The following is a 21,947-nucleotide window of genomic DNA, read 5'->3' on the forward strand; positions in this document are numbered from 1 at the left end:
TATCTTAGCACAATGAACAGCTGGTTTAAAAACTATAAAGGCATTATCTTATTACTAACAGGCATTATTATTGGAAGTATCGCCGGGGCAGTTTTAGGGAATAAAGTTGAAGTGATTAAACCTGTTGGTGATATTTTCCTGAACCTGCTGTTCACTGCCGTTGTGCCGCTGGTTTTCTTTGCCATAGCATCGGCTATTGCAGCATTGGATAGTTCGCAAAAACTGGGCAAATTATTAGGCGTTACTTCGCTGGTATTTGTGTCGACTGTTTTAGTAGCTGCTATGGTTACCATTATAGCCATCTGGATCTTCCCAATCCATCAGCACCTCGTGGCCAGCCCAATTACCGAAACCATCACTAAAAAACCTTTTGGCGATCAGCTAACCAGCCTCTTTACCACGAGCGAATTTTACCAGCTGTTATCCCGCAAAAGCATGCTGGCCATGATCATTTTTGCCGTGATCACCGGCTTTGCTACACTGCATGCAGGCGAAAAAGGCAAAGCATTTGCAGCTTTTTTACACAGCGGCAATGAGGTGTTCAAAAATATATTCAGCCTCATTATGAGGATTGGCCCAATTGGTTTGGGTGCTTATTTTGCTTACCAGGTTGGTGTGTTCGGTCCGCAGTTGTTTGGCGGTTACGCGCGTTCTATGGCTTTATATTACGGCGTTGGTGCGTTTTATTATTTGGCGATATTTAGCATGTACGCCTTTATTGCCGGCGGCATTGGTGCAGTTAAGCGATACTGGAAAAACAACATTATCCCATCAGCTACAGCAGTAGGTACGTGCAGCAGCATCGCCACCATCCCGGCAAATTTGGATGCCGCAAAAAAAATGGGCATCTCTGATGCTATTGCCAATATTACCATTCCGCTTGGTGGCACTTTGCACAAAGATGGTTCAAGCATTTCGTCAATAGTAAAAATGGCTGTAGTTTTCGCGCTGTTTGGTAAAAGCTTTGACAACGCTGAAACTATAATCATAGCCCTTGCTATGACAGTTTTAGTAAGCCTGGTTGAAGGCGGTATACCCAATGGCGGTTATATTGGTGAGCTGCTTTTTATTTCGGCCTATGGTTTTCCGCCCGAAGCGCTCCCTCCTGCCATTATTATTGGTACGCTGGTTGACCCAATGGCCACATTGTTGAATGCAACCGGCGATACGGCTGCTGCCATGCTGGTAGCCCGCTTTACGGAAGGAAAGGACTGGATGAAACCGCCCCCCGCTAAGGGAGAACTATAGCATATTCAATAAAGGTTTATTATATTGGCGTATAAATAAACCCTTCACTACCTGTATGCTTCACATTCTCTACATTATAGCCATTATTGCCGAAGCAATGACAGCGGCATTATCAGCCGGGCGCCGGGATATGGATTGGGTTGGTGTTTGTATCATAGCCTGGGTTACAGCTTTAGGCGGCGGCACCGTTCGCAACATATTGTTTAATCATTACCCCATGAGCTGGGTCGAACATCCCGAATATTTAGTGATTACCGCAGCAGCAGCGATATTGGCCGCCATCATCGCACGCCTCATGACCAAAATGAAAACGCTGTTTCTTTACCTGGATGCTTTGGGATTGGTAGTATTTACTATTATAGGCTGCCAGATAGCTGAGCAGATTGATCTGCCATGGCTTATCATTTTGCTAAGCGGCATGATAACTGGCTGTGCAGGTGGTGTGCTTCGCGATGTTTTGTGTAATGAAGTACCTTTGCTGTTCCGTAAGGAGGTTTACGCCAGTGCATCCATTGTAACTGGGGCATGCTATTTAGGTCTCGAACATATGGGTGCCCCCAATGGAGTGGCAATTGTAATAGCTTGTATTATTGGCCTTGCATTACGTTTACTTTCTATTAAATATAACTGGCAAATGCCCAAATTTGTGTACCGGGAAGAATGGCATTAATTCTTGATTTCGGAATTGGGATTTTCGATTTCGGATTTTGTTTTTACCTCAGCTGAAAGCTGACACGATGGTTCACCACGGGCTGAAAGCCCGCGGCAGTAGCCGTTTAACAACCAAGGCGAGGATTTACCTCGCCTTGGTTGTTATTAAAATATCCACCATTGTTCCCCCTTCAGGGGTTAGGGGGCTACTCCGTACTCAACGAATATGGAACATCACTTACCTTCACGCCTCTTGCCTTATTAGGCTGAGGAGCCATATTAAAGTTAAGTACCGCTCCTTTTTTAAGTTCCGAATGGCTTAACCAGGTTAAATCATATGGCTTGCCGTTAACGTTTAACGTATTGATATATTTATTAGCCGGACTGTTGTTAGCTGCATTGATCACTACCTTTTTACCGTTCTCAAGGTTTAGCGTAATTTTCTTAAACAGTGGTGTACCCAAAACGTACTGATCACTGGCCGGAGTTACCGGGTAAAAGCCCATAGCCGAGAACACATACCAGGCCGATGTTTGACCGTTGTCCTCATCGCCACAATAACCATCCGGAGTAGCTTTGTATAACTTCTCCATAGCATCACGCACATGGAACTGGGTTTTCCATGGTTCACCTGCATAATTGTACAAGTAAATCATATGTTGAATAGGCTGGTTGCCGTGGGCGTATTGCCCCATATTCATGATCTGCATTTCACGGATCTCGTGAATGGTTTCGCCATAATAGCTATCGTCAAATACCGGAGGCATGGTAAATACCGAATCCAGTTTGGCGATAAATTTCTGCCTGCCGCCCATCAGGTCAATCAGGCCCTGCATATCCTGGAAAACGCTCCAACTGTAATGCCAGCTGTTACCCTCGGTAAATGCATCGCCCCATTTAAACGGACTGAATGGTTTTTCAAAAGTACCATCCTGGTTTTTACCGCGCATCAGTTTTGTTTCCGGGTCGAACAGGTTTTTATAGTTCATGGCACGTTTTTTATAAATGCCTATCTCCGATTCGGGTTTGCCCAGTGCCTTGCCTAATTTATAAATCGCAAAATCATCATATGCATACTCTAAAGTACGGGCTGCGTTTTCATTAATCTTAACATCATAAGGCACGTAACCCAATTTATTATAGTACTCCACTCCCTCTCTGCCGGTAGCCTGCGGACCGGCATTATTTGCGCCGTGCACCAAAGCTTCCCACAAAGTACTGATATCATACCCGCGTAAACCTTTCAAATAAGCTTCAGAAACCACCGAAGCCGAATTATTACCGATCATCACCGCAGAATACCCCGGGCTCGACCACTCAGGCAACCAGCCACCTTCTTTATAATCATTGATGAGGCCTTCCTGCATTTCTTTATTGATGGAAGGATAAACCAGGTTCAGGAAGGGATATAGCGCCCGGAAGGTATCCCAAAAGCCGGTACCGGCAAATTTATAACCCGGGAATACTTTACCTGTCGATGCGCTATAGTGTACAATCTTGTTATCCTTATCTATCTCATACAATTTGTTCGGGAAAAATACCATGCGGTAAAAGCATGAGTAAAAGGTACGCATCTGATCAACAGAGCCGCCTTCAACCTGCAGGTGGTTTAGGGTTTTGTTCCAAACAGCTTTTGCCTTTTGACAAGTTACATCAAAGCTGTCTTTACCCTGCTCACGCTCCAGGTTCAACTCGGCCTGTTCAATGCTGATGAATGATGAAGCTACGCGCAAATGAACCTTTTCGCCTTGCGTAGTTTTAAAACCTATCAGAGCGCTTGCATGTTCAGCTTTTAGCTCCAGGCCATCAGCTTGCGTAGTATCGCTGAAAGTATGTGCATAGGTGATTGGCTTATCCACATAAATAACAAAATAGTTTTTAAAGTTTTTAAGCGGGCCGCGCGCATATTTGGTTGAATAGCCTACAATCTTCTTTTGATCGGGCATGATCTTTACGTATGAGCCTTTGTTCAGTGCGTCAATAACGATAAAGGAGCTATCAGTTTTAGGATAAGTAAACCTGAACTGTGCCGAACGCTCAGTTGGAGTAATTTCGGTAGTTACATCATGATCGGCCAGGTACACACTGTAATAGTATGGTTTGGCAGTTTCGGCTTTGTGTGAAAACCAGCTTGCCCTTTTATTTTGGCCTACTACTGCATGTTTGGTAACCGGCATAATGGCAAACTGCCCGTAGTCGTTCATCCATGGTGATGGCTGGTGGGTTTGTTTAAAACCGCGGATCTTGTGCGCATCGTAAGTATACGCCCATCCGTCGCCCATAACACCGGTTTGCGGTGTCCAGAAATTCATCCCCCAGGGAAGGGCAATAGCGGGATAAGTGTTACCATTTGAAAGGTCGTAGTGCGAGTCGGTACCCATCAACGGATTGATGTATTCAACAGGATCGGTAACCTTATTTACCTGCTGAGCAAAAGTACCGGACGCCAACAACACTGATGTGATAAGTACCAGGGCTTTTTTCATTGTTTAAATATTTGATTTTGATGAAACGTTTTACCAGCCGTAAATATAAAAGACTGGCTTGATATAGCCAGTCTTTTAAGTGTATTATTTGCATTATACAATTACCAACCCGGATTTTGGGTTAATTTACTGTTAGTGCTGATTTCACGCTGTGGTATAGGCCACAGGTAATATTGAGTTTTAAAGGTTACGCCCTGCTCTGTTTGCGAAGCGGTAGGGTCGGCAAAAGTGTTTGATTGCGGCAGGTAGGCCATATGGGTACGCTGCATATCAAAGTATGCCTTATTTTCATAAGCGAGTTCATGGTACCGCTCCCTCCAGATTGCCTGGCGGAAGGTATCTTTGGTTAAATTACTCAATGGCGCAAGTTTAGCTCGTGCACGGATAGCATTAACAGCGGCATAAGCTTCAGCAGTTGGCCCGCTCATCTCATTAGTTGCTTCAGCATAGATCAACTGAGCTTCGGGCAAACGCAATAAAGTCCAGTTCTCATCACTTCGACCGCTTTGAGCAGCACTTTCAACATGGAAATATTTATAAAGTGCATGTTCGCCAAACTGAATGATGTTGCCTGGGTTACCGTATTGAGGATAGCTTGAGAAATAAAACTGGCGCTCCTGTGTACGCAGGTCGCCCGCCTCATAACTTGCCACAAACTGATTGGTAGGGATCATAGCGCCAAGGTGATCTCCATATGCACCAACCAACAGGTTAAACGGAATAGTTAACTGAGGGATAGCATTAGTCTGAGTGCCTACCAGGTAATTAATCTGGAATATTAATTCCTGCTGATTTTTGTGCGCATTATCATGCAGGAATGCATAATCAGGAAACAAAGAATACCAGCCTAAAACAGGCTCAATTTCTGATGCTGCCTTAGCATAGTTTTCGGTTTGTTTTAGCGGGAAGCCTGCTGTTGTTAAATAAACGCTGGCCAATAAGGTTTTAACAGCCCCCAATGAAACGCGACCGCTTGCATCAGTATTCGGCATACCTGATTCTTCGGCCGCCTGTAAATCGCTGATGATTTGTTTATAAACATCGGCCACAGGTGTACGTGAAGGATACAGATCAGGGCTGCTTACTGTTTGCGACGCGGTAATCAGCGGAACATCGCCATATAAACGCACCAGGTGGTAGTAATAAAATGCCCTGAAAAAGTAAGCTTCACCTATCAGTTTCTTTTTTAATCCATCATCCATAGGTGATATGCCAGGGATCTTTTCAATGGCAAGATTTGCATTGGCAATCCCCTTGTAGCAGTTGTACCATACTGTTTCAAAACCAGGATTAACTGCATCGGTACGCTGATGGATTACGTTACCATTGTTTACGCTCTGTCCTAACGAAGTGGCATGGCCGGCAAACAACTCCAATGTAATAAAAGGGCTTTCACCATAAGCATCTCCATTTTGAAAAAAATACATTACGTTGTACAAACCGTTTACAAAGGTTAAAGCCTGGTTTGAGCTGACAAAATAATTATCCTTAACAAAGTTGCTCTTATTTTTTTCATCAAGATATTTCTTGCAACCACTGCCTGTAGCAGCAGCAAGGATAAGTAACAAACCACCTACCCTGTATTTTTTAAAGTTAAATTTCATAATATGATGTTTTAACATTTTTTAATTAAAGACTAACATTAACACCTAACAGGAAAGTACGTGGTTTTGGATAATCATAAAACTGGATACCCTGGGTGAAGTTGCTTGAGGCATTGTATGTTGATACCTCTGGATCATAACCTGTGTATTTGGTTATCAGGAACAGATTTTGTGCCTGCGCATAAACCCTTAAACGGCTTAACTTTAACTTTTTAAGAATATTGTCATTAAAAGTATAACCAAGTGTTACCGCCCTGCCGCGAATAAAATTACCGCTTTCAACTTTGGTTGAATAAATCTCGGTTTGATAACGTACATAAGCGGGCCTGCTTTCGGCAATGCTGGTGTTTTGGTTAGTCGGTGTCCAGGCGTTAAGTACGGTAGCATAGCTGTTTGCCTGACCAGTGCGGTCCTGGCCCGAGTGGCGGGTAAGGTTCATGATCTGATTACCGTAATTAAATTGCAGATCAACACCCAGGTCAACGTTTTTGTAGCGGAAGTTGTTGCTGAAAGTACCATAACCATCAGGTATTGATTTACCTAATACCACTTTATCGTCAGCGCTAACTTTGCCATCGCCATTGGTATCCTGTATTTTCAGGTCGCCTGGTAACAAGCCATATTTAGCAGCTTCGGTCGCCTCAGCAGTTCCCCAGGTTCCAAGCACTTTGTAACCATAAAAACTACCGGCCGGAAGACCAACCCGCATCAGGTTAAATTGCGAAAGGAAGGTTGGAGCAAGGAAGATATCATCATTAGATGCACCTAACTGCAGGATCTTGTTTTTCAGGAATGAAATATTAAAGGTTGAGTTCCAGGTGAAATCCTGTGTTTTTATAGGAGTAGCATTGATCGTGAACTCGAGACCTTTGTTTTGCAGCTTACCTATATTTTTATATACGGTTTGAAAGCCGCTTGTTTCTGGCAGCGGTGCATTTAAAAGCAATGCTTTTGTCTTTTTCAGATAAGCATCTGCTTCAATGTTTAAACGATTGTTAAACAAGCCCAATGAAAAGCCTAAATCATACTCCGCGGTTTTTTCCCATTGCAGATCCTCGTTACCTATCGAGGTTTGCGTAGTACCTACCGCACTGTTGCCGCCAAAGGCGTAGCCAACTGTATTAATATTTGCGAGTGAGCGATATTCACCAATTTCGGAATTACCGGTTAACCCATAGCTCAGTCTCAATTTCAGATCTGATATAGTTTTATTATCCTTTAAGAAATCTTCCTGAGATACGCGCCACGCAAACGCCGCAGAAGGGAAAAAGCCGTACTTTTTGTTAGTACCAAAGCGTGAGGAGCCGTCTTCGCGCCCCGTTAAAGTTAACAGGTATTTCTCGTTGTAGTTATAGTTCAATCTGGCAAAAAACGACTGCATTTGCCATGCATCATAATCAGACTCTGGTTTGTTAGGTACAATACCAGCAGATAAGTTATAATACTCATAAAAATCGTCAGACAATGTACCTGTTGATCCTTTTAAACGAAGTTGCTGATAGTTTTGACGTTCGGCACCTGCAACAAGGTTTATAGTATGTACCTTGTTAAAGGTTTTGTTGTAGGTAAAATAGTTTTGCCATTGCCAAAACGTCCTGTTAAACTCCTCTATCGAAGCCGAGCTATAGCTTTGTCCTGCAACAGGGCCGCCAACAAGCCCGCTTTGAGAAGCCGGGTTATAATTGGCAGATGTAGTTACACCCAAAACGCTGCGGAATTCCAAACCTGGCAACAGATTTAAATTCAAATAACCATTACCGCTGAAGATACGGTTGCGGGTAAGAGATTGAATTTCGTTAGCTTGTGCTACCGGATTGTCACCGCCTTCAAGGTTAGGATAATCAGTACGTTTGCCGTAGGTTCCGTCAGGGTATCTAACAGGAATAAAAGGCACCATCTCAATTAACATACGCGGGATGTTGTTACCGCCTGTGCCCTGATCCTGGTTGCGGCCATCCTGGTAGTTGTAGTTTAATGTAGCCCCAACTTTTACCCATGGTTTTATCTGGTTATCAACCGTTAAACGCACATTATAACGTTTCAGGTAGCTATTAAGGATAATACCTTCGTCATCAGCATAGTTCAGAAACAAGCCATAGTTTACATTTTCGGCGCCGCCGGTAAATGCAACGTTGTGGTTTTGGCTTACCGAAGTACGGGTTGTAGCTTTTTGCCAGTCAACGTCATATAATGGATTTAAATTTTGATCGAACAGTTTACCGATAAGGGCTGTTCTTTGCGTTACCGGGTTACGGTCGGTATAGTCGCCCGCAGCCCAGCCGGTAGGGTCATATTTTTTGATATTGGCGTAAGAAACATCCTCAATCTGCATAAACTGTTTTGAGTTAAGAACGGGTATCTCCTTAAACATATGATTTACGGCCATATAGGCATCGTAAGAAATGGTACCGCCTTTTTTACCTCTTTTAGTGGTAACCAAAATCACACCGTTTGCACCGCGTGTACCATAAATAGCGGTTGATGATGCGTCTTTCAGTACGTCGATAGTTTCAATGTCATTAGGGTTAATGGCGTTACCACCTTCTGTCCAAACCACACCATCCACAACATATAACGGATCGGTATTGGTATTGATAGAGCTGTAACCACGGATACGGATTTTGGTTGCGCCACCCGGTGCACCTGAGTTACTTGATACGTTTACGCCGGCAATTTTACCAGACAATTCCTGCTCAAGATTGGTTTGCGGGCGCTCCTGCAACTGTTTTGCACCTACGCTACCTACCGAACCGGTAAGGTCGACCTTTTTTGCGGTACCGTAACCAACCACAACCACCTCGCTCAATGCTTTTGGCTCTTCTGCCAATACAACATCAATCTGGCTCCTGCCGCCAATAGGCACATTTTGGGTTGTATATCCTATAAATGTAAATACCAATGTTCCGTTGGCATCAGGCGCGTTGACGGTATATTTACCATTAATATCAGTTTGTACACCAACATTGGTACCTTTAACCTTAACGGTAACACCAGGGATAGGGCCTTTGGCATCGCTTACCGTACCCGTTACTTTAATTGGAGCAACAGCTACCTGGGATACAACAGGCTCATCCTTCTTTTTAACAACAATGGTTTGATCAAAAATTTTGTAGGTAAGCGGCTGATCTTTAAAGCATTGATCAAGCGCATTCTCTATAGATACGTTTGCAACTTCAATGTTGATTGCTCCGGCCTTTGATACATCCTGCTTATCATACATGAAATGATAGCCTGTTTGTTTTTCAATTGAGCGGAGTACTTTTTCAACGGTAGTGTTTTTTTGGTGCAAAGTAACTATCTGGCTATAACTTTTGGCACTCACATTGGTAAGGGCCGCAATTATAATAAAGGCAGTTAGCTTCATGGCCAATATAAATTTGCGTAATTGAGGCCATGCCATAGGCGTGGCCTTAGAATTAAAATTCATAAGTTTGTAGAGTTTGGGTTAAACATTAACTTTCAATTCATCGATTGTAGAAATTTGGGACCCAGATGTTTATGCCGGGAAAGTACTGCGAATACTTCCCGGTTTTTTCATATGCTGGTTTTGGAATTTGATACACATGTTTGAACGCATGATAAACCGTTTTACCAATTTGATCCCAAGGGTCGGGCTAACTTATCTCAGGTATTTCTTCCATCATAGGGTTGTTTAAATTGTTAACAATTGGTTGCTTAATATAGTAGGTATAATAATTATGCTATTGTTGTATGGTAATGCGCTTATCCTCAATTTTAAATTTTACCCCGGCATAACCAAGCATATTCATTAATTGAGATGCTTTTACGTTTCGGGAGATTCGGCCTGTAAATTCTCGTTGTGGTATTTTACCTTCGTAGGCCACCTCAACATCATACCAACGGGCAGCCTGCCTCATAATGGCATCTATCCCCGCATCCCTGAATTGAAAAATGCCGTCTTTCCAGGCTATTTCATCATCTACATCAACATCGTTAAGTACTTTGAGCCTGCCTGCTTTATTGAGTACAGCCTGCTGTCCGGGTTTTAAAATGCCGATTGCAGTGCCGTTACTTATTTTTACTGATCCTTCTAATAATGTGGTTTTCATTTCGGCCTCGTCATTATAGGCCATGATATTAAAATGCGTACCTAAAACCTCAACTGTAGTGTTATCGGATTTAACCCTGAAAGGCATCTGCGGATTTTTGGCAACCTCAAAGTAAGCTTCGCCGGTGATGGTGACCTCACGAATTTTGCCCGTAAACCTGGTTGGAAAGCTTAATGATGATGCCGAATTTAAACAAACCTTGCTCCCATCCGGCAAAACCAACTGGTATTGACCGCCACGCGGAGTTGAAACAGTATTTATTACCGGAGCATCAACATTAGTACCGGTTTCATAAACCAGCTGACCGTTGCGGGTTTTATTGATCCGGGTGGTACCCTGTTGCGCCAGCAGGCCGTTTTGCGCACTGTCAAGCGTAATAGTTTTGCCATTGGCCAATGTTAAAATTGCTTTGTTGCCACCAGGCAAAGCATCATTTTTAGGATGAATTTTGGCAATGTCTTTTTTTTCAATAACCAGCTTTTTTTGATTGCTGTAAATGTAAGCGCCGAACCCAACAAGTAATAAAAGTGAAGCGGCAACCCCTAACCTTCTCCAGGGGAGGTTATTATTCTTTACCGGTGCAGCAACAGATTGTTCGGGATTAGTTCTTAAAATCTGCATGAGCATATCCTCGCTTTTCGAGCGGTCAAAAAGCGGCCCATGATCGTCAAGCTTATCCCAGGCATGATGTATGAGCGATGCAAGCTCCGCATCGGTTGCCGATGAGTTGATGATCTCAAATAATTCATCGCGCTCGGCTGGCGTAGCAGTGCCATTATAATAAGTGTGAAACAAATAATCAAGCCGGGCGTAAAGTTCGCTCATAGTAAATGTTTTTCAGTATAACTGTATAATTGGCTACAGTGAGTTGGGGCAGATCTCATATGTATGACACCTGTGAGATTAAAAAAGGGGGTATTACTTTTTAAAAAAAATAAAAAAATGAATCAGCGCCATTACTAACGCTATCGCCTCCATATGTTCATGCACATAATCTTTTATGGATGAGGTGGCAATTTGAAGGTATTTCTTGACGGTTTCGCGGGATAGCTCGAGCTCATCGGCAATCTCATGATACTTTAAGCGGTTATGCCTGCTCATGAGGTAAACTTTTTGCTGCTGAGGCGGCAGCTGATCAATGGCCGCATCAATCAAATTATAATAATGATCTGTTTCCTGAACTTCGGCATTAAAAGGCACAATGCAGGTTTCTTCCAACTTTTTAAGCTGCATCTGCTCGCGGGCAACTTTGCGCAAACAGTTTAAAGCATGGTTTTTTGAAATTACAAACAGGTAAGCTTTGAAATTATCAACTCCCGTAAGCGTTTCGCGGGTCATCCAGATTTTCATAAACACATCCTGTACAACCTCTTCAGCCAGTTCAGCAGAATGGGTTATACGCAAGATATGAACGCCTAAACGCTGGTGATAAACAGAAAACAATTGACGAAAAGCAAACTCATTACCCTGAGCCACTTGCAAAAGCAGTTCCTTCTCATTTGATTGAGTAAATTCAAACATAGGCTAATGTATGGTTGCCGCAAATATTATAAAATTCGCAGTATTTGCAGCATTAATAATTATATCGATGAAACCAACGTATAACTGTAAAAAAATTAAAAATGTTTGAAAAAATACAAAACGGTCACATTCTCAAAGTTTTTTAACTATTAAGTATGTATTAAATAAATGTCAATCAGTACAATGGTGTTGGCAAGCCATCTAAATTTACAACCCCTTTAATACCCCTATTGTATATTCCACCTGTTCGGCATGTACATCTAAATGAGTTACAAAGCGGATCCGGTTTTTATCTGTATCGCTTGCCCTAATGCCCTTGTCTGCAAGTTTGGCAAGCACCGCAGCAGCCGGTTCAACCGTATCGAATAAAACAATATTGGTTTCAACCGGAATTACATCGCTTACCCATGGCAATCGGCCCAGTTCCTCACCCAGAATACGCGCATGGGCATGGTCTATCTTCAGGCGTTCAACATGATGGTCAAGCGCGTAAATCCCCGCGGCAGCTAAAAAACCCGCCTGGCGCATACCACCACCCAACACTTTACGGATGCGGCGTGCATATTTAATAGTGTCCTTATCGGCTAATAAAACCGAACCTACGGGTGCACCCAATCCTTTTGACAGGCAAACCGAAATACCATTAAAATATCTGCCGTACCCAACCGCAGCGTCACCGGTATGCGTAAGCGCGTTAAAGATCCGGGCACCATCAAGGTGAAGCTTTAAACCTTTCTCCCGGCACAGGTTGGCAATAGGTTTGATATTTTCAAGCGTGTAGCAGCTGCCGCCGCCTTTATTAACCGTGTTCTCGAGCACCACCAAACTGGTATGCGGGTAATGGATGTTTTCAGCATTGATTTCCGGCTCTATCATTTCGGGCGTAAGGATGCCCCGGTAACCATTCAACAACCGGGTTGATACTGCCGAATTAAAAGCAATGCCCCCGCCCTCGTACCTGTAAACATGTGCGGTTTGATCGGCAATGAGCTCATCAAGCGGCTGGGTAAAGCATTTAATTGCTATCTGGTTGGTCATGGTACCTGATGGGCAAAATATAGCCGCTTCCATACCAAACATAGCGGCGGCTTTAGCTTCGAGGGCATTTATGGTTTCGTCCTCTCCAAAAACATCATCTCCTACTTTGGCGCTCCACATAGCTTCGAGCATACCGGGAGTTGGCTTGGTTACAGTATCGCTTCGTAAATCAACAGTCGTCATATTAAATTTATAAAATTTGCGTTCTTTGTATCAGTATTCTGAACATGTTATGCGCTCAATTTTAATCATTTTATTTTTCATGCTGTGTTTTGTATCAGCAAAATCGCAAAAATGGCAACAAGGTAGCTTTACCGATATAAAGGGCAACCGCGAAACCGGGCTGATCCGCGCTAATCCTTCTGGAAAAGGGCCAATAAAAGGCGAAGGTTTTATTGAGTTTAAGGAAAACGAAAAAACTAATCCATATAAATTAAGCGCCAGCGATTTAAGATCGTTTGTTGTTGGTCAGGACAGCTTTGTTGTGGCACACGCCCCGGCAAACGAATCGTGGACCAAGGAAGAAACTGACTTTGTAAAAGTGGTGCTTGATGAGCCAGTGAAACTGTTCATGGCAAAGGGCGGCAAAGGCGGGGGAGGCAGTGGCTTTGGTATTACACCGGGGATCTCAGCAGGCTACGGAAGCGGTGGTTACGGCGGCGGAATTGGCGGCGGCATCGGCATTAACCTTGGCGGCGGCGGTGGCCGGGGCGGAAGTTCAAAAACAACCTATTATTATGGTGAAACCACTGCAGGTATGAAACGCCTCACCGATGAAAATTTTGAAGATATTATGAGCGATATCATGGGAGATGAACCCGACCTTGTTGATCAGATCCATGAGCATAAATACAATCTTAAGAGTATCGATAAGCTCATTGCAAAATTTGACGAATTGCAAAAAGCCCGGCAATAAATCTCTTTATCAAGCGGCAAACGGATAGATGACTACCTGATACATCCGGGTGGTCGTTTCTGTTTATAGGGACGCATAATTTACTTTTCCCCAAACGCTTAATCTCAAATCTTGCGTCTCAAATCTGCTACCTCCCACTCTTTTTCTCCCCTGAACATCACGTGTTTAACCACAAATGTCAATAAATTAAAAACCATTTAGCATAATTAAAAGTTATTAAACTATAGTAATTCACCAAATAAATAACTTTTAATTAATTTATATCGACATAAACGGCTACTCATTACATTTTAATTCACTAATAAAAACAGAAAGAAAGATGAACATGAAAAAGTCAGTTTTAATAGCCGTTGCTTCATTAGCTATTGGTTTTTTATCAAACAAAGCAATAGCCCAAACACAGGATACAACCAAAAAGGACACTGCTAAAACAACTGCTGCTCCTGCAGCCACTTCTACAGCTTCCGCATCTGGCGATGTGGTTGGCGTAATGGCAACTTCAACTAACTACGCGCCAATGGCACTTGCAATAAAATCAGCTCAGCTTGAGCCAACTTTGCAGGCACCTGGCCCGTTTACCATATTTGCACCAAATGATGTAGCTTTCAGTAAATTACCCAAAGCGCAGTTTGATGCCCTGATGAAAGACCCTGCTAAATTTGCCCCGATATTGAAATATCACGTAGTTGCAGGTAAATACACCAAGACTGATATCATTAAAGCCTTAGGTGCAGGCAAAGGCAAAGCCGACCTGAAAACCATCGACGGGCAAACATTGCATTTATCTGTAAATGATAAAAGCAATTTGCAGATCACCGATGCCAAAGGCAATGCAGTATTGGTTACCGCGTTTGACACACAAGCGAGCAACGGTGTTGTACACGGCATTAACGGTGTAATGATGCCATAATCTCAAAATACTTTGTTTAAATTTTAAATCCACGAAAAACCCGGTTATTAAAGCCGGGTTTTTCCATTTATGACAGGCCTTTTAAGTAATCGGCTTTATTCATTCTAAAATCGAGATATGTGCTGCCAGTTTCCGTATCTGTAAAATCTCCCGTAAGCGAAAAACCTGTTTTCTTCAATAACTTCACCGAACTTTCGTTCCCTTGTTTCGGGCAGGCAGTTATCAATTCAAAATGCTGATCATTAAAACCAAAGGCCAGAACCGCTGAAATGGCTTCCTGCATAAAGCCCTGCCCCTGATAATCAGGGTGGAGTTCATAACCTATTTCTGCACTTTTATTGGCAGCATTAAGGTTCCAGTAACAAATGGTTCCTATCAGGTCATCCTGGTCTTTTAAGGTTATAGCCCAATAAAAGCCTTCGTTATTACCCACTATAGCCTCTATCTTTTTAATAAATGATAGCGCCTCATCAACAGTAGTGTTAGCAGCACGGTCAAGGTGTTTGTTCACTTCGGCATTGGAGCGAAGAGCCAATATTTGCGGGGCGTCCGACTCAAGTAATCCGCGCAAGCCCAAACGGTCGGTATTTAAAATATGCATTCCCATCATAACTATTTGGATTTCTGGTTTTCCCTATCGGCAATGAAAACTACGGGTAAACCAACGCAAATTATCAGCGTTAACATCCCGGTCAGAATAGTACTTACCGGGATATGATATCCCGGCTTCATGGTTATTTTACTCAGCGGCACAACACCCAAATTCATGATGATCCAGGCAGCTATCCCGTAAATAACAGCTACGAAATATTTATTGCGCAAACCATTAGAAAAGAAGGGATAAAGCAGGAAAAACGCCGCGCTGAATATAAAAGCGATCACATAATGGAAAACAACCCCGGCGACTATAATTTCAGCCCCGCCTGCAAAAGCCGCCGGTCCGAAAGCGCCGCTGGCAATAAACTTAAAAATAACACTAGGGTTTATTTTATAGTTCAGGATCATGGCTGCAAGTCCATCAAGTGTACCCGTTATAAACCCGGCGAACAGGATATTGACAAGTTTACTCTTCTTCTTCGGGTTTACTTTTTTTAACATGGCAGAAATTTTATCCAAACATAAAATTATTGTTTAAAAAGCTGTTTGTGTAATGAACTTTTTATCGAAAGGATAAGCAGACATTGCTTATTTTAGTTGCATGCATGATACTTTCACCGTTGACATACCTAAACTATTAAGCAACGACCTTTACAGGAAGATTGTGATAAGTAAAGAAGGTGTAGCTGTTGAAAGTTCGCACAACGAAACCCCTCTGTTTATTTATTCTAATGAACTGGCAGCTTTTAGGTACGGAATGAAATTTATTACAGGTTATGCATTCACTGTTGGCCGGCATTATTTTATTGAGATTAAAACCGAACATCAAAAAAGCATCGTCATAAAATTCAGCAGCTACTATGGGTTCCGTAAAAAGGTTTACAGAAAGGCCTGGAGGGATATAGTGAATAACCTATGGAACTATTATTTCGTACATCATTACCTCAGTCATTACTATAGGCATAAAAACGGTGAAAACTTTGAATTTTTCGGAATGGCATTTAATGAAAGCGGCATTAGTTGGGATAATAAAAATTTATTACCATATACTGAAATAGGTCTTAGTAACTATGTTACCTATTTCATGGTTTATAATAAGCAAAATAAAAGTCAGCAAAAAAGCTACAATTTCATGCACGATTGGAATGCGCTTGCCTTGCAATCCCTTTTAAAAACACTGATGAAAGAGTACCAAAACTTTGGCGAGGAAACTACTTTAGATATTCATCCATAAAATAAAACACCCTTTTTCTGATCTCTTCGGCATCAAACATCACCCCATAGTGCGGCGCATTGGGCACAATAATAAGTTCATTTTTAATACCGGCAAGTTTAAGGTATGAACTTAGCAAAACGGATTGGGTGTAATTGACCGATTCATCCTTTTCTCCCTGAACAATGAGAAATGGCGGATCGTTTTTATCAACGTAGGTAACCGGACTGGCTATATTGGCCAGATCGGGCCGTTCGATAGCATAAGCGCCAAGCAGCAGGTTAACCGGGCTCTTAGGATCATTAACATCGGTACCTTTAAGCGACAAGAAATTTGACGGCCCGTAAAAATCAAGCGCCAGCTTTATTTTAAAATGAGGTTTGTTTCCATTGGGATAAAACTCCTTAACATTATTGTTATTGGATAAAGCCAGTAAGGATGCCAAATGCCCTCCGGCCGAAAAACCGATCACCCCAAACTTATCTCTGTTGAGTTTATATTTTGATGCGTTTTGATAAAGAAATTCAACAGCCTGGTTACAATCCTGGATCTGTGCCGGAAATGGTGCAGAAGTGCTCCAGCGGTAATCAATAGAGGCCACAGCGTAACCATTATCAATAAAACCCCGAACAGTTTTTTGCATATAGCCCATATCGGCATATTTATCATTCAGCATCCATGCACCACCGTGGATCCAGATAATAACCGGATAACTCTCCTTTGATGTTGGAGGCAGATAAATATCCAGTAAATGCTTTTTTAAAGTATCGCCGGCATAGTTTACATTTCCGTACAATATCGTACCCTTCGGGAAAAATGATTGTTTGGGGCTTGATGTTTGCGCGTAAGCAGACACAGATAAAGCACTGATCAAAATAATCAGCAGGTTTTGGGTTATCTTTTTCATAATTGGTTAATTGTTTAAAGATAATCCATATCCTTAAAAATCAACAACTAAATCCCTATCGAAAAATATAATATCCAGGCAATAAACAGTATTTGCAACGGAATGCGAAACCACAGGTAACCGGTACCGCTGCCATCATAAGTCGCTTTTTCTAAATCCACATGCTTCATGGCTGCATTGATATTAGCAGGCAGCATGACCACAAACATGACGAGCAAGATAATCCCTGCTATATGCCTTGTAGCGTTAACCACCAGCAAAGCGCCGAGAACTATTTCCATTATCCCGGTTAAATAAACTAACGCTCCTTTAAACGGGATAAAGGAAGGCATCATCATAACCATCCCTTTGGTAAACATAAAATGCCCCAATGAGGTAAACCAAAGCATCAGCATCATGGCTACATTACCGCTAAGCATAACATTCCAGTCGTCAACAAATAGACGGGAAATAACGGTCGTAAGGATAAAACTTATGATGAGAACGAGCAGGACTTTCATAGTTTAATTAAATTTTTCCCAAAGCAAGTAAAGTTAAAGAAACTAAACTTCCCCAATATATCAGGAAGAATATAAAGTCCCAAAACACAACATCCCCGTTATCAAACAAATCTTTAAAATCCTTGCTCGGCATCGCTAACTCTCTACTCTGAATTTTTCTACTTGCTATTCTTAACAACTGATATAAAAACAAAAGTAAAATACTATTCAGCAATGGATTCCGCGCACGATCATAAACCGGGTCATTTTTCAAAAAAAAGAACAATATTATATGAACCAACGCGAATCCACACCAAATCAAAAAAGATTTAAGGTTTCTCAAAGATTTATAATTTAACAAATAGTTGAATAGCTGTGGCGTTAGTGTATAAAGACTCAGAAAAGCAACTCTGTTTGAACTTGTACCATAATAATTGTATACGGCAAATACTATTGTTGCGATGCCGTATATCCACATAGCGGTTGAATCCCATAGAGTTAGAGGTTCAAAATAAAATAAGGGCTTTTTTAAAGCTCTACGCCTCGGCATAATTCTATGCTTTTATCAACTGCTCCCCTTCAATCTTCTTCTGTAACTCTAAAATAGCACCAATTAAGGCTTCAGGACGTGGCGGACAACCTTGTACATACACATCAACCGGGATCACCCGGTCAACGCCTTTTACCACATGGTAGCCATGCTGCCAGTATGGCCCGCCGCAGTTAGAGCATGAGCCCATCGAGATCACATATTTAGGCTCGGGCATTTGTTCATACAGGCGTTTAATGCGTTCGGCCATTTTAAAAGTAACCGTGCCGGCAATAATGATCACATCGGCTTGGCGGGCAGATGGGCGCGGGAAAACACCAAAGCGGTCGAGGTCGTAAGTAGATGCCATGGAGCCCATCATTTCAATGGCGCAACAGGCTATGCCAAAACTAAGCGGCCACAATGATGACAAACGTGCCCAATTAAGCAGGTCGTTCATTTTGGTTACCACTACACCACCATTTTCACTTGTTATATCGCTATTCATTTGCAGGCTTTTTAAAAGTTGGCTTAAACATAGGTTTGCGGACGGGCTCTGGTGAGGGAGTGGCAGTTGCAGTGGCAGTCGCGGTAGCAGTTGATACTGTATCAGCGTTGAAAGCTTTTACTGTAAACCTGCTTTGTTCCTGGTTCAACTGTTCGTACAACGACGACGGGATATGCACATCGGTATGCGGTACAACGGGAGTTGGCTTAATCCAGTCCAGATCCCCCTTGCGCCAAACATATACTAAACCTATAATCAGGATGCCCAAAAACACAAACATTTCGGCAAGTGAAAGCCAGCCCCAGCGTGCGTCTTGTGCTGCAAGCTCATGACTGCCAAATACGGTTGCCCAGGGAAAAATAAACACCATCTCCACATCAAAAAGCAGGAAAACCAGCGCTATCACATAAAAGCGGGGATTAAAGGGTAACCAGGCATTACCGGTAGGCTCTTCGCCACATTCGTATGAGCTTAATTTTTCGGCATTGGGATTATTGGGGGCCAAAAGTTTGTTGATAAAAAATATCACGCACACCATTATTATCCCAGTAATAATAAAGATGAGTATCTTTCCAAATTCTGATATTTGCGAAACATCCGTCATGAGTACAAATTTAGTAAAACAAACAGATTTTGACGCTATAATAATTGGCGGAGGCGCATGCGGCCTCATGTGTGCCGTACAAGCAGGCTTTTTAGGCAAGCGGGTACTGGTACTTGAAAAAAACGACCGTGTTGGCGCCAAGATCCTCATCAGTGGCGGCGGGCGTTGTAACTATACCAACCTTTACGCTACCGATCAGCAATTTATTTCGCAAAACCCACATTTCTGTAAATCAGCATTTTCGCAGTGGACAGTTGATGATACCATCAGCTTTTTTGAAACTTATGGCATCACCGGTAAAGAAAAAACGCTCGGCCAGCTCTTCCCGGTGAGTGACAAGGCCAAAGACGTAGTTGAAGTTTTCACTAACCTGTGCGATGACCTTGGCCAGGAGATCTGGGTAAATACCGAAGTTAAAATGGTAGAAAAAACTGACGATGGCTTTACAGTACGTGCCGAAGTTAACGGCAAACAGGGGTATATAACCGCTGCCAGTGTAGTGATGGCTGCAGGCGGTTTGCCTATCCCCAAAATGGGTGCTACCGATTTCGGACTCCGAACGGCGCGAAATTTTGGTTTAAAAGTTACCGACACCGCCCCTGCCCTGGTGCCCCTTACCATTACCGGCAAAGATCAGCCATGGTATGAACAATTATCGGGCAACAGTATTTTCTGTCGTGTTTGGAATGACAGGGCAAGCTTTGAAGAAAATATCCTGTTTACCCACTGGGGCCTCAGCGGACCAGCCATATTACAAATCTCCTCCTATTGGAAACCAGGAGAATCCATTAACATCGATCTCCTCCCCAATCAAAATATTGCCGACCTGATTCAACAGGAAAAGGAAACCAACGGCAAAAAAATGCTGCTGGCCTACATCGCATCATTATACACCCGTAAGTTTGCCGAGGCTTTGAGCGATAAGCTGCCTGCTGAAAAGAACATGGCATCGCTGAACAAAGCCGACATAGAAAATATCAGCACCCTCATTCATGATTTTAAGGTAAAACCTGCCGGCGATAAAGGTTATGACAAAGCCGAAGTAATGCGCGGCGGTGTGGCTACCGATGAACTATCATCCAAAACATTGGAAGCTAAGAAAGTCCCAGGGCTGTTTTTTGGCGGCGAATGTGTGGATGTTACCGGATGGCTTGGGGGCTATAATTTTCAATGGGCCTGGGCAAGCGGCTTTGTGATAGCGCAAAACATATGACCGTTAGCTTTTTTGCGATTACGCTGATTTCGTTGATGCTATTTTACCAGCTAACCTGCCACTATCATTCATTTGCCGACGTTCGGTGATGCCGGGAAATCCTCCTTGCAATTGTAACAAATCTGGCGTCCCAATTTTTTGATTCTCCACAAAAAATGGAAAAAAGCTCCGGCGTTATTTCCTTTAAAAAAGGACTGTTCCATTTTTTGAGAGTGAAAACGCGGAACACTTTAAAAATGAAACACACTGATTATCAAATACATAATATTTCATACAAAACACTGTTAAATATCTAACTATCAACACTTAAAACTTTAAGGAGTAAGCGCTTCCGGTTTCACATACGAGCTAAAACACCCTTTTTATTTCGCCTATTTTTAAGCTTTTTTTGATATTGACCGCGCCGGTTAGGAATAGCGCTGACAAAATAGCGCCACCAAAATTATAAGTGTAAATACCTATTTTTAATAGCGTTTATTATCTACCGTTCCACTATATTATAATTCCTGTACTCGCCAACGCGCCAGCCCGTAAGGTCTTCAATCTTTTGCAGTGCCTTACGGCGGAAATCCATGCCAGCCCTTAGTTTTTTGGAGTCAAAATCGATATTCCAGTTAGTAGCTGTTATTCGTTTTTGCATAGTTGCCGGATGCGTGCCGGTAAAGCGGATCAGGCGATCTGCATTGCCATAATCAAACTCATAGGTTTCGGGCAAGTGTTCAGCAAACCAGGTTTCGTCGTGATAAAACTTATTAAAGTTACGCACTTTGTGGGTTAACCCCTGTGGCGGCTTTGCCCAGCCATAGTGGTATATATAAGCATCAATAAGCTTTACATTTATCTTACGATCATCAAGCCTAAACCCCTGAGCATCGCGATATGAATGAACCCCTTTAATATTCTTCAGCAAACGGATCTCGCGGCGGTACCAGCGCCTCGAGTGCCCGTAATAGTCATACGAACCATAAAAGTGCAGGTACTTAAACAGCAAGCCTTCAATATTGGGTTTATTTAAAGCCTCCTGCATTTCTTTTTTGATAAGCGGGTGATACTTTTCATGCACCGCTTCATCGCCCTGGATATAGAAACACCAGTCGGCATCAGCTGATATAGCTGCAAAAGCCTTATCTGTTTCGGCAGCGAAAACCTTTCCACCCTCACGTAATGACTCGTCCCAAACAGAGTCAATGATTCTGACAATTGGCGAGTTGATACCCTCGATCAGCCCCCGTGTGCCATCGTCAGAGTTACCTACTACTACAATAAATTCATCACAAAGCGGTAATATGGATGTAATGGCCTCAACAATAGGATAATCGTTACGTACAGCGTTCCTGATAAAGGTAAAACCGGATACTTTCATATGGCGTAAAGATAATAACAGAATCAAGACTTCAGGATAGAATCAAAGCAAGGGAAATCACTTTATAAAATGAGCAGATCTGTGAATAAA

The 21,947-nt window shown here is 42.6% G+C and carries 19 protein-coding genes; 6 read left to right on the top strand and 13 right to left on the bottom strand.

Annotation, left to right across the window (positions count from 1 at the left end):
• Positions 1 to 12 precede the first annotated feature (12 nt).
• Positions 13 to 1,248: a dicarboxylate/amino acid:cation symporter gene (locus ACEN82_RS14190; RefSeq protein ID WP_413321736.1), complete on the top strand. Its 1,236-nt coding sequence runs from the start codon at positions 13 to 15 to the stop codon at positions 1,246 to 1,248.
• Between the two features lie 55 nt (positions 1,249 to 1,303).
• Positions 1,304 to 1,918, top strand: coding sequence for a trimeric intracellular cation channel family protein (locus ACEN82_RS14195; protein WP_090524888.1), 615 nt, complete (start codon positions 1,304 to 1,306; stop codon positions 1,916 to 1,918).
• 187 nt (positions 1,919 to 2,105) lie between these two features.
• Here ACEN82_RS14195 and ACEN82_RS14200 read toward each other — a convergent pair whose 3' ends face one another.
• From ACEN82_RS14200 to ACEN82_RS14225, 6 genes are all read right to left on the bottom strand, one after another.
• A complete protein-coding gene (locus tag ACEN82_RS14200; protein WP_413321735.1) occupies positions 2,106 to 4,385 on the bottom strand; it encodes a GH92 family glycosyl hydrolase in 2,280 nt (759 codons plus the stop codon).
• Positions 4,386 to 4,486: 101 nt separating this feature from the next.
• Positions 4,487 to 5,989 (bottom strand): RagB/SusD family nutrient uptake outer membrane protein, encoded by a 1,503-nt coding sequence (locus tag ACEN82_RS14205; RefSeq protein ID WP_413321734.1) that lies wholly within the window; start codon positions 5,987 to 5,989, stop codon positions 4,487 to 4,489.
• A 25-nt stretch (positions 5,990 to 6,014) separates the two neighbouring features.
• Positions 6,015 to 9,416 carry a TonB-dependent receptor gene (locus ACEN82_RS14210; protein WP_090524885.1) on the bottom strand — a complete coding sequence of 1,134 codons (3,402 nt, stop codon included), beginning with the start codon at positions 9,414 to 9,416 and terminating at the stop codon, positions 6,015 to 6,017.
• A 274-nt stretch (positions 9,417 to 9,690) separates the two neighbouring features.
• Positions 9,691 to 10,884: a FecR family protein gene (locus tag ACEN82_RS14215; RefSeq protein WP_413321733.1), complete on the bottom strand. Its 1,194-nt coding sequence runs from the start codon at positions 10,882 to 10,884 to the stop codon at positions 9,691 to 9,693.
• Between the two features lie 93 nt (positions 10,885 to 10,977).
• Positions 10,978 to 11,580, bottom strand: coding sequence for an RNA polymerase sigma factor (locus ACEN82_RS14220; protein WP_413321732.1), 603 nt, complete (start codon positions 11,578 to 11,580; stop codon positions 10,978 to 10,980).
• Between the two features lie 207 nt (positions 11,581 to 11,787).
• A complete protein-coding gene (locus ACEN82_RS14225; protein WP_413321731.1) occupies positions 11,788 to 12,801 on the bottom strand; it encodes a threonine aldolase family protein in 1,014 nt (337 codons plus the stop codon).
• Between the two features lie 79 nt (positions 12,802 to 12,880).
• Here ACEN82_RS14225 and ACEN82_RS14230 point away from each other — a divergent pair, with 79 nt between their 5' ends.
• Positions 12,881 to 13,534, top strand: coding sequence for a hypothetical protein (locus ACEN82_RS14230; protein ID WP_495643976.1), 654 nt, complete (start codon positions 12,881 to 12,883; stop codon positions 13,532 to 13,534).
• A 325-nt stretch (positions 13,535 to 13,859) separates the two neighbouring features.
• Positions 13,860 to 14,444 (top strand): fasciclin domain-containing protein, encoded by a 585-nt coding sequence (locus tag ACEN82_RS14235; protein WP_176624077.1) that lies wholly within the window; start codon positions 13,860 to 13,862, stop codon positions 14,442 to 14,444.
• A gap of 67 nt (positions 14,445 to 14,511) precedes the next feature.
• Here the strand turns inward: ACEN82_RS14235 and ACEN82_RS14240 are convergent, their stop codons facing one another.
• Both ACEN82_RS14240 and ACEN82_RS14245 read right to left on the bottom strand, forming a co-directional pair.
• On the bottom strand, positions 14,512 to 15,054 hold the full coding sequence (locus ACEN82_RS14240) for a GNAT family N-acetyltransferase (protein WP_413321729.1): 543 nt from the start codon (positions 15,052 to 15,054) through the stop codon (positions 14,512 to 14,514).
• Positions 15,055 to 15,056: 2 nt separating this feature from the next.
• A complete protein-coding gene (locus tag ACEN82_RS14245) occupies positions 15,057 to 15,542 on the bottom strand; it encodes a hypothetical protein (RefSeq protein WP_413321728.1) in 486 nt (161 codons plus the stop codon).
• Between the two features lie 100 nt (positions 15,543 to 15,642).
• Between ACEN82_RS14245 and ACEN82_RS14250 the strand changes: the two genes are divergently transcribed.
• Entirely contained in the window at positions 15,643 to 16,275 is a 633-nt protein-coding gene (locus tag ACEN82_RS14250; protein ID WP_176624071.1) for a hypothetical protein, read from the top strand.
• Here the strand turns inward: ACEN82_RS14250 and ACEN82_RS14255 are convergent.
• From ACEN82_RS14255 to ACEN82_RS14270, 4 genes are all read right to left on the bottom strand, one after another.
• Positions 16,253 to 17,161 (bottom strand): alpha/beta hydrolase fold domain-containing protein, encoded by a 909-nt coding sequence (locus ACEN82_RS14255; RefSeq protein WP_413321727.1) that lies wholly within the window; start codon positions 17,159 to 17,161, stop codon positions 16,253 to 16,255. The genes ACEN82_RS14250 and ACEN82_RS14255 overlap by 23 nt on opposite strands.
• Before the next feature lie 47 nt (positions 17,162 to 17,208).
• The gene (locus ACEN82_RS14260; protein ID WP_413321726.1) at positions 17,209 to 17,661 is read right to left on the bottom strand and encodes a DoxX family protein; all 453 of its coding nucleotides are present in this window, start codon (positions 17,659 to 17,661) and stop codon (positions 17,209 to 17,211) included.
• A gap of 533 nt (positions 17,662 to 18,194) precedes the next feature.
• Positions 18,195 to 18,677, bottom strand: coding sequence for an NADH-quinone oxidoreductase subunit B (locus ACEN82_RS14265; RefSeq protein WP_129568744.1), 483 nt, complete (start codon positions 18,675 to 18,677; stop codon positions 18,195 to 18,197).
• Positions 18,670 to 19,281, bottom strand: coding sequence for an NADH-quinone oxidoreductase subunit A (locus ACEN82_RS14270; RefSeq protein ID WP_495643977.1), 612 nt, complete (start codon positions 19,279 to 19,281; stop codon positions 18,670 to 18,672). Before ACEN82_RS14270 ends, ACEN82_RS14265 begins: the two co-directional genes overlap by 8 nt.
• On the opposite strand from ACEN82_RS14270, the gene ACEN82_RS14275 reads away from it, so the two are divergent.
• The gene (locus ACEN82_RS14275) at positions 19,280 to 20,494 is read left to right on the top strand and encodes a BaiN/RdsA family NAD(P)/FAD-dependent oxidoreductase (RefSeq protein WP_413321724.1); all 1,215 of its coding nucleotides are present in this window, start codon (positions 19,280 to 19,282) and stop codon (positions 20,492 to 20,494) included. The two genes, ACEN82_RS14270 and ACEN82_RS14275, sit on opposite strands and share 2 nt — an antisense overlap.
• 481 nt (positions 20,495 to 20,975) lie before the next feature.
• Here ACEN82_RS14275 and ACEN82_RS14280 read toward each other — a convergent pair whose 3' ends face one another.
• Positions 20,976 to 21,857, bottom strand: coding sequence for a glycosyltransferase family protein (locus tag ACEN82_RS14280; RefSeq protein ID WP_413321723.1), 882 nt, complete (start codon positions 21,855 to 21,857; stop codon positions 20,976 to 20,978).
• Positions 21,858 to 21,947: the final 90 nt, after the last annotated feature.

The organism is Mucilaginibacter sp. Mucisp73, assembly GCF_059491465.1.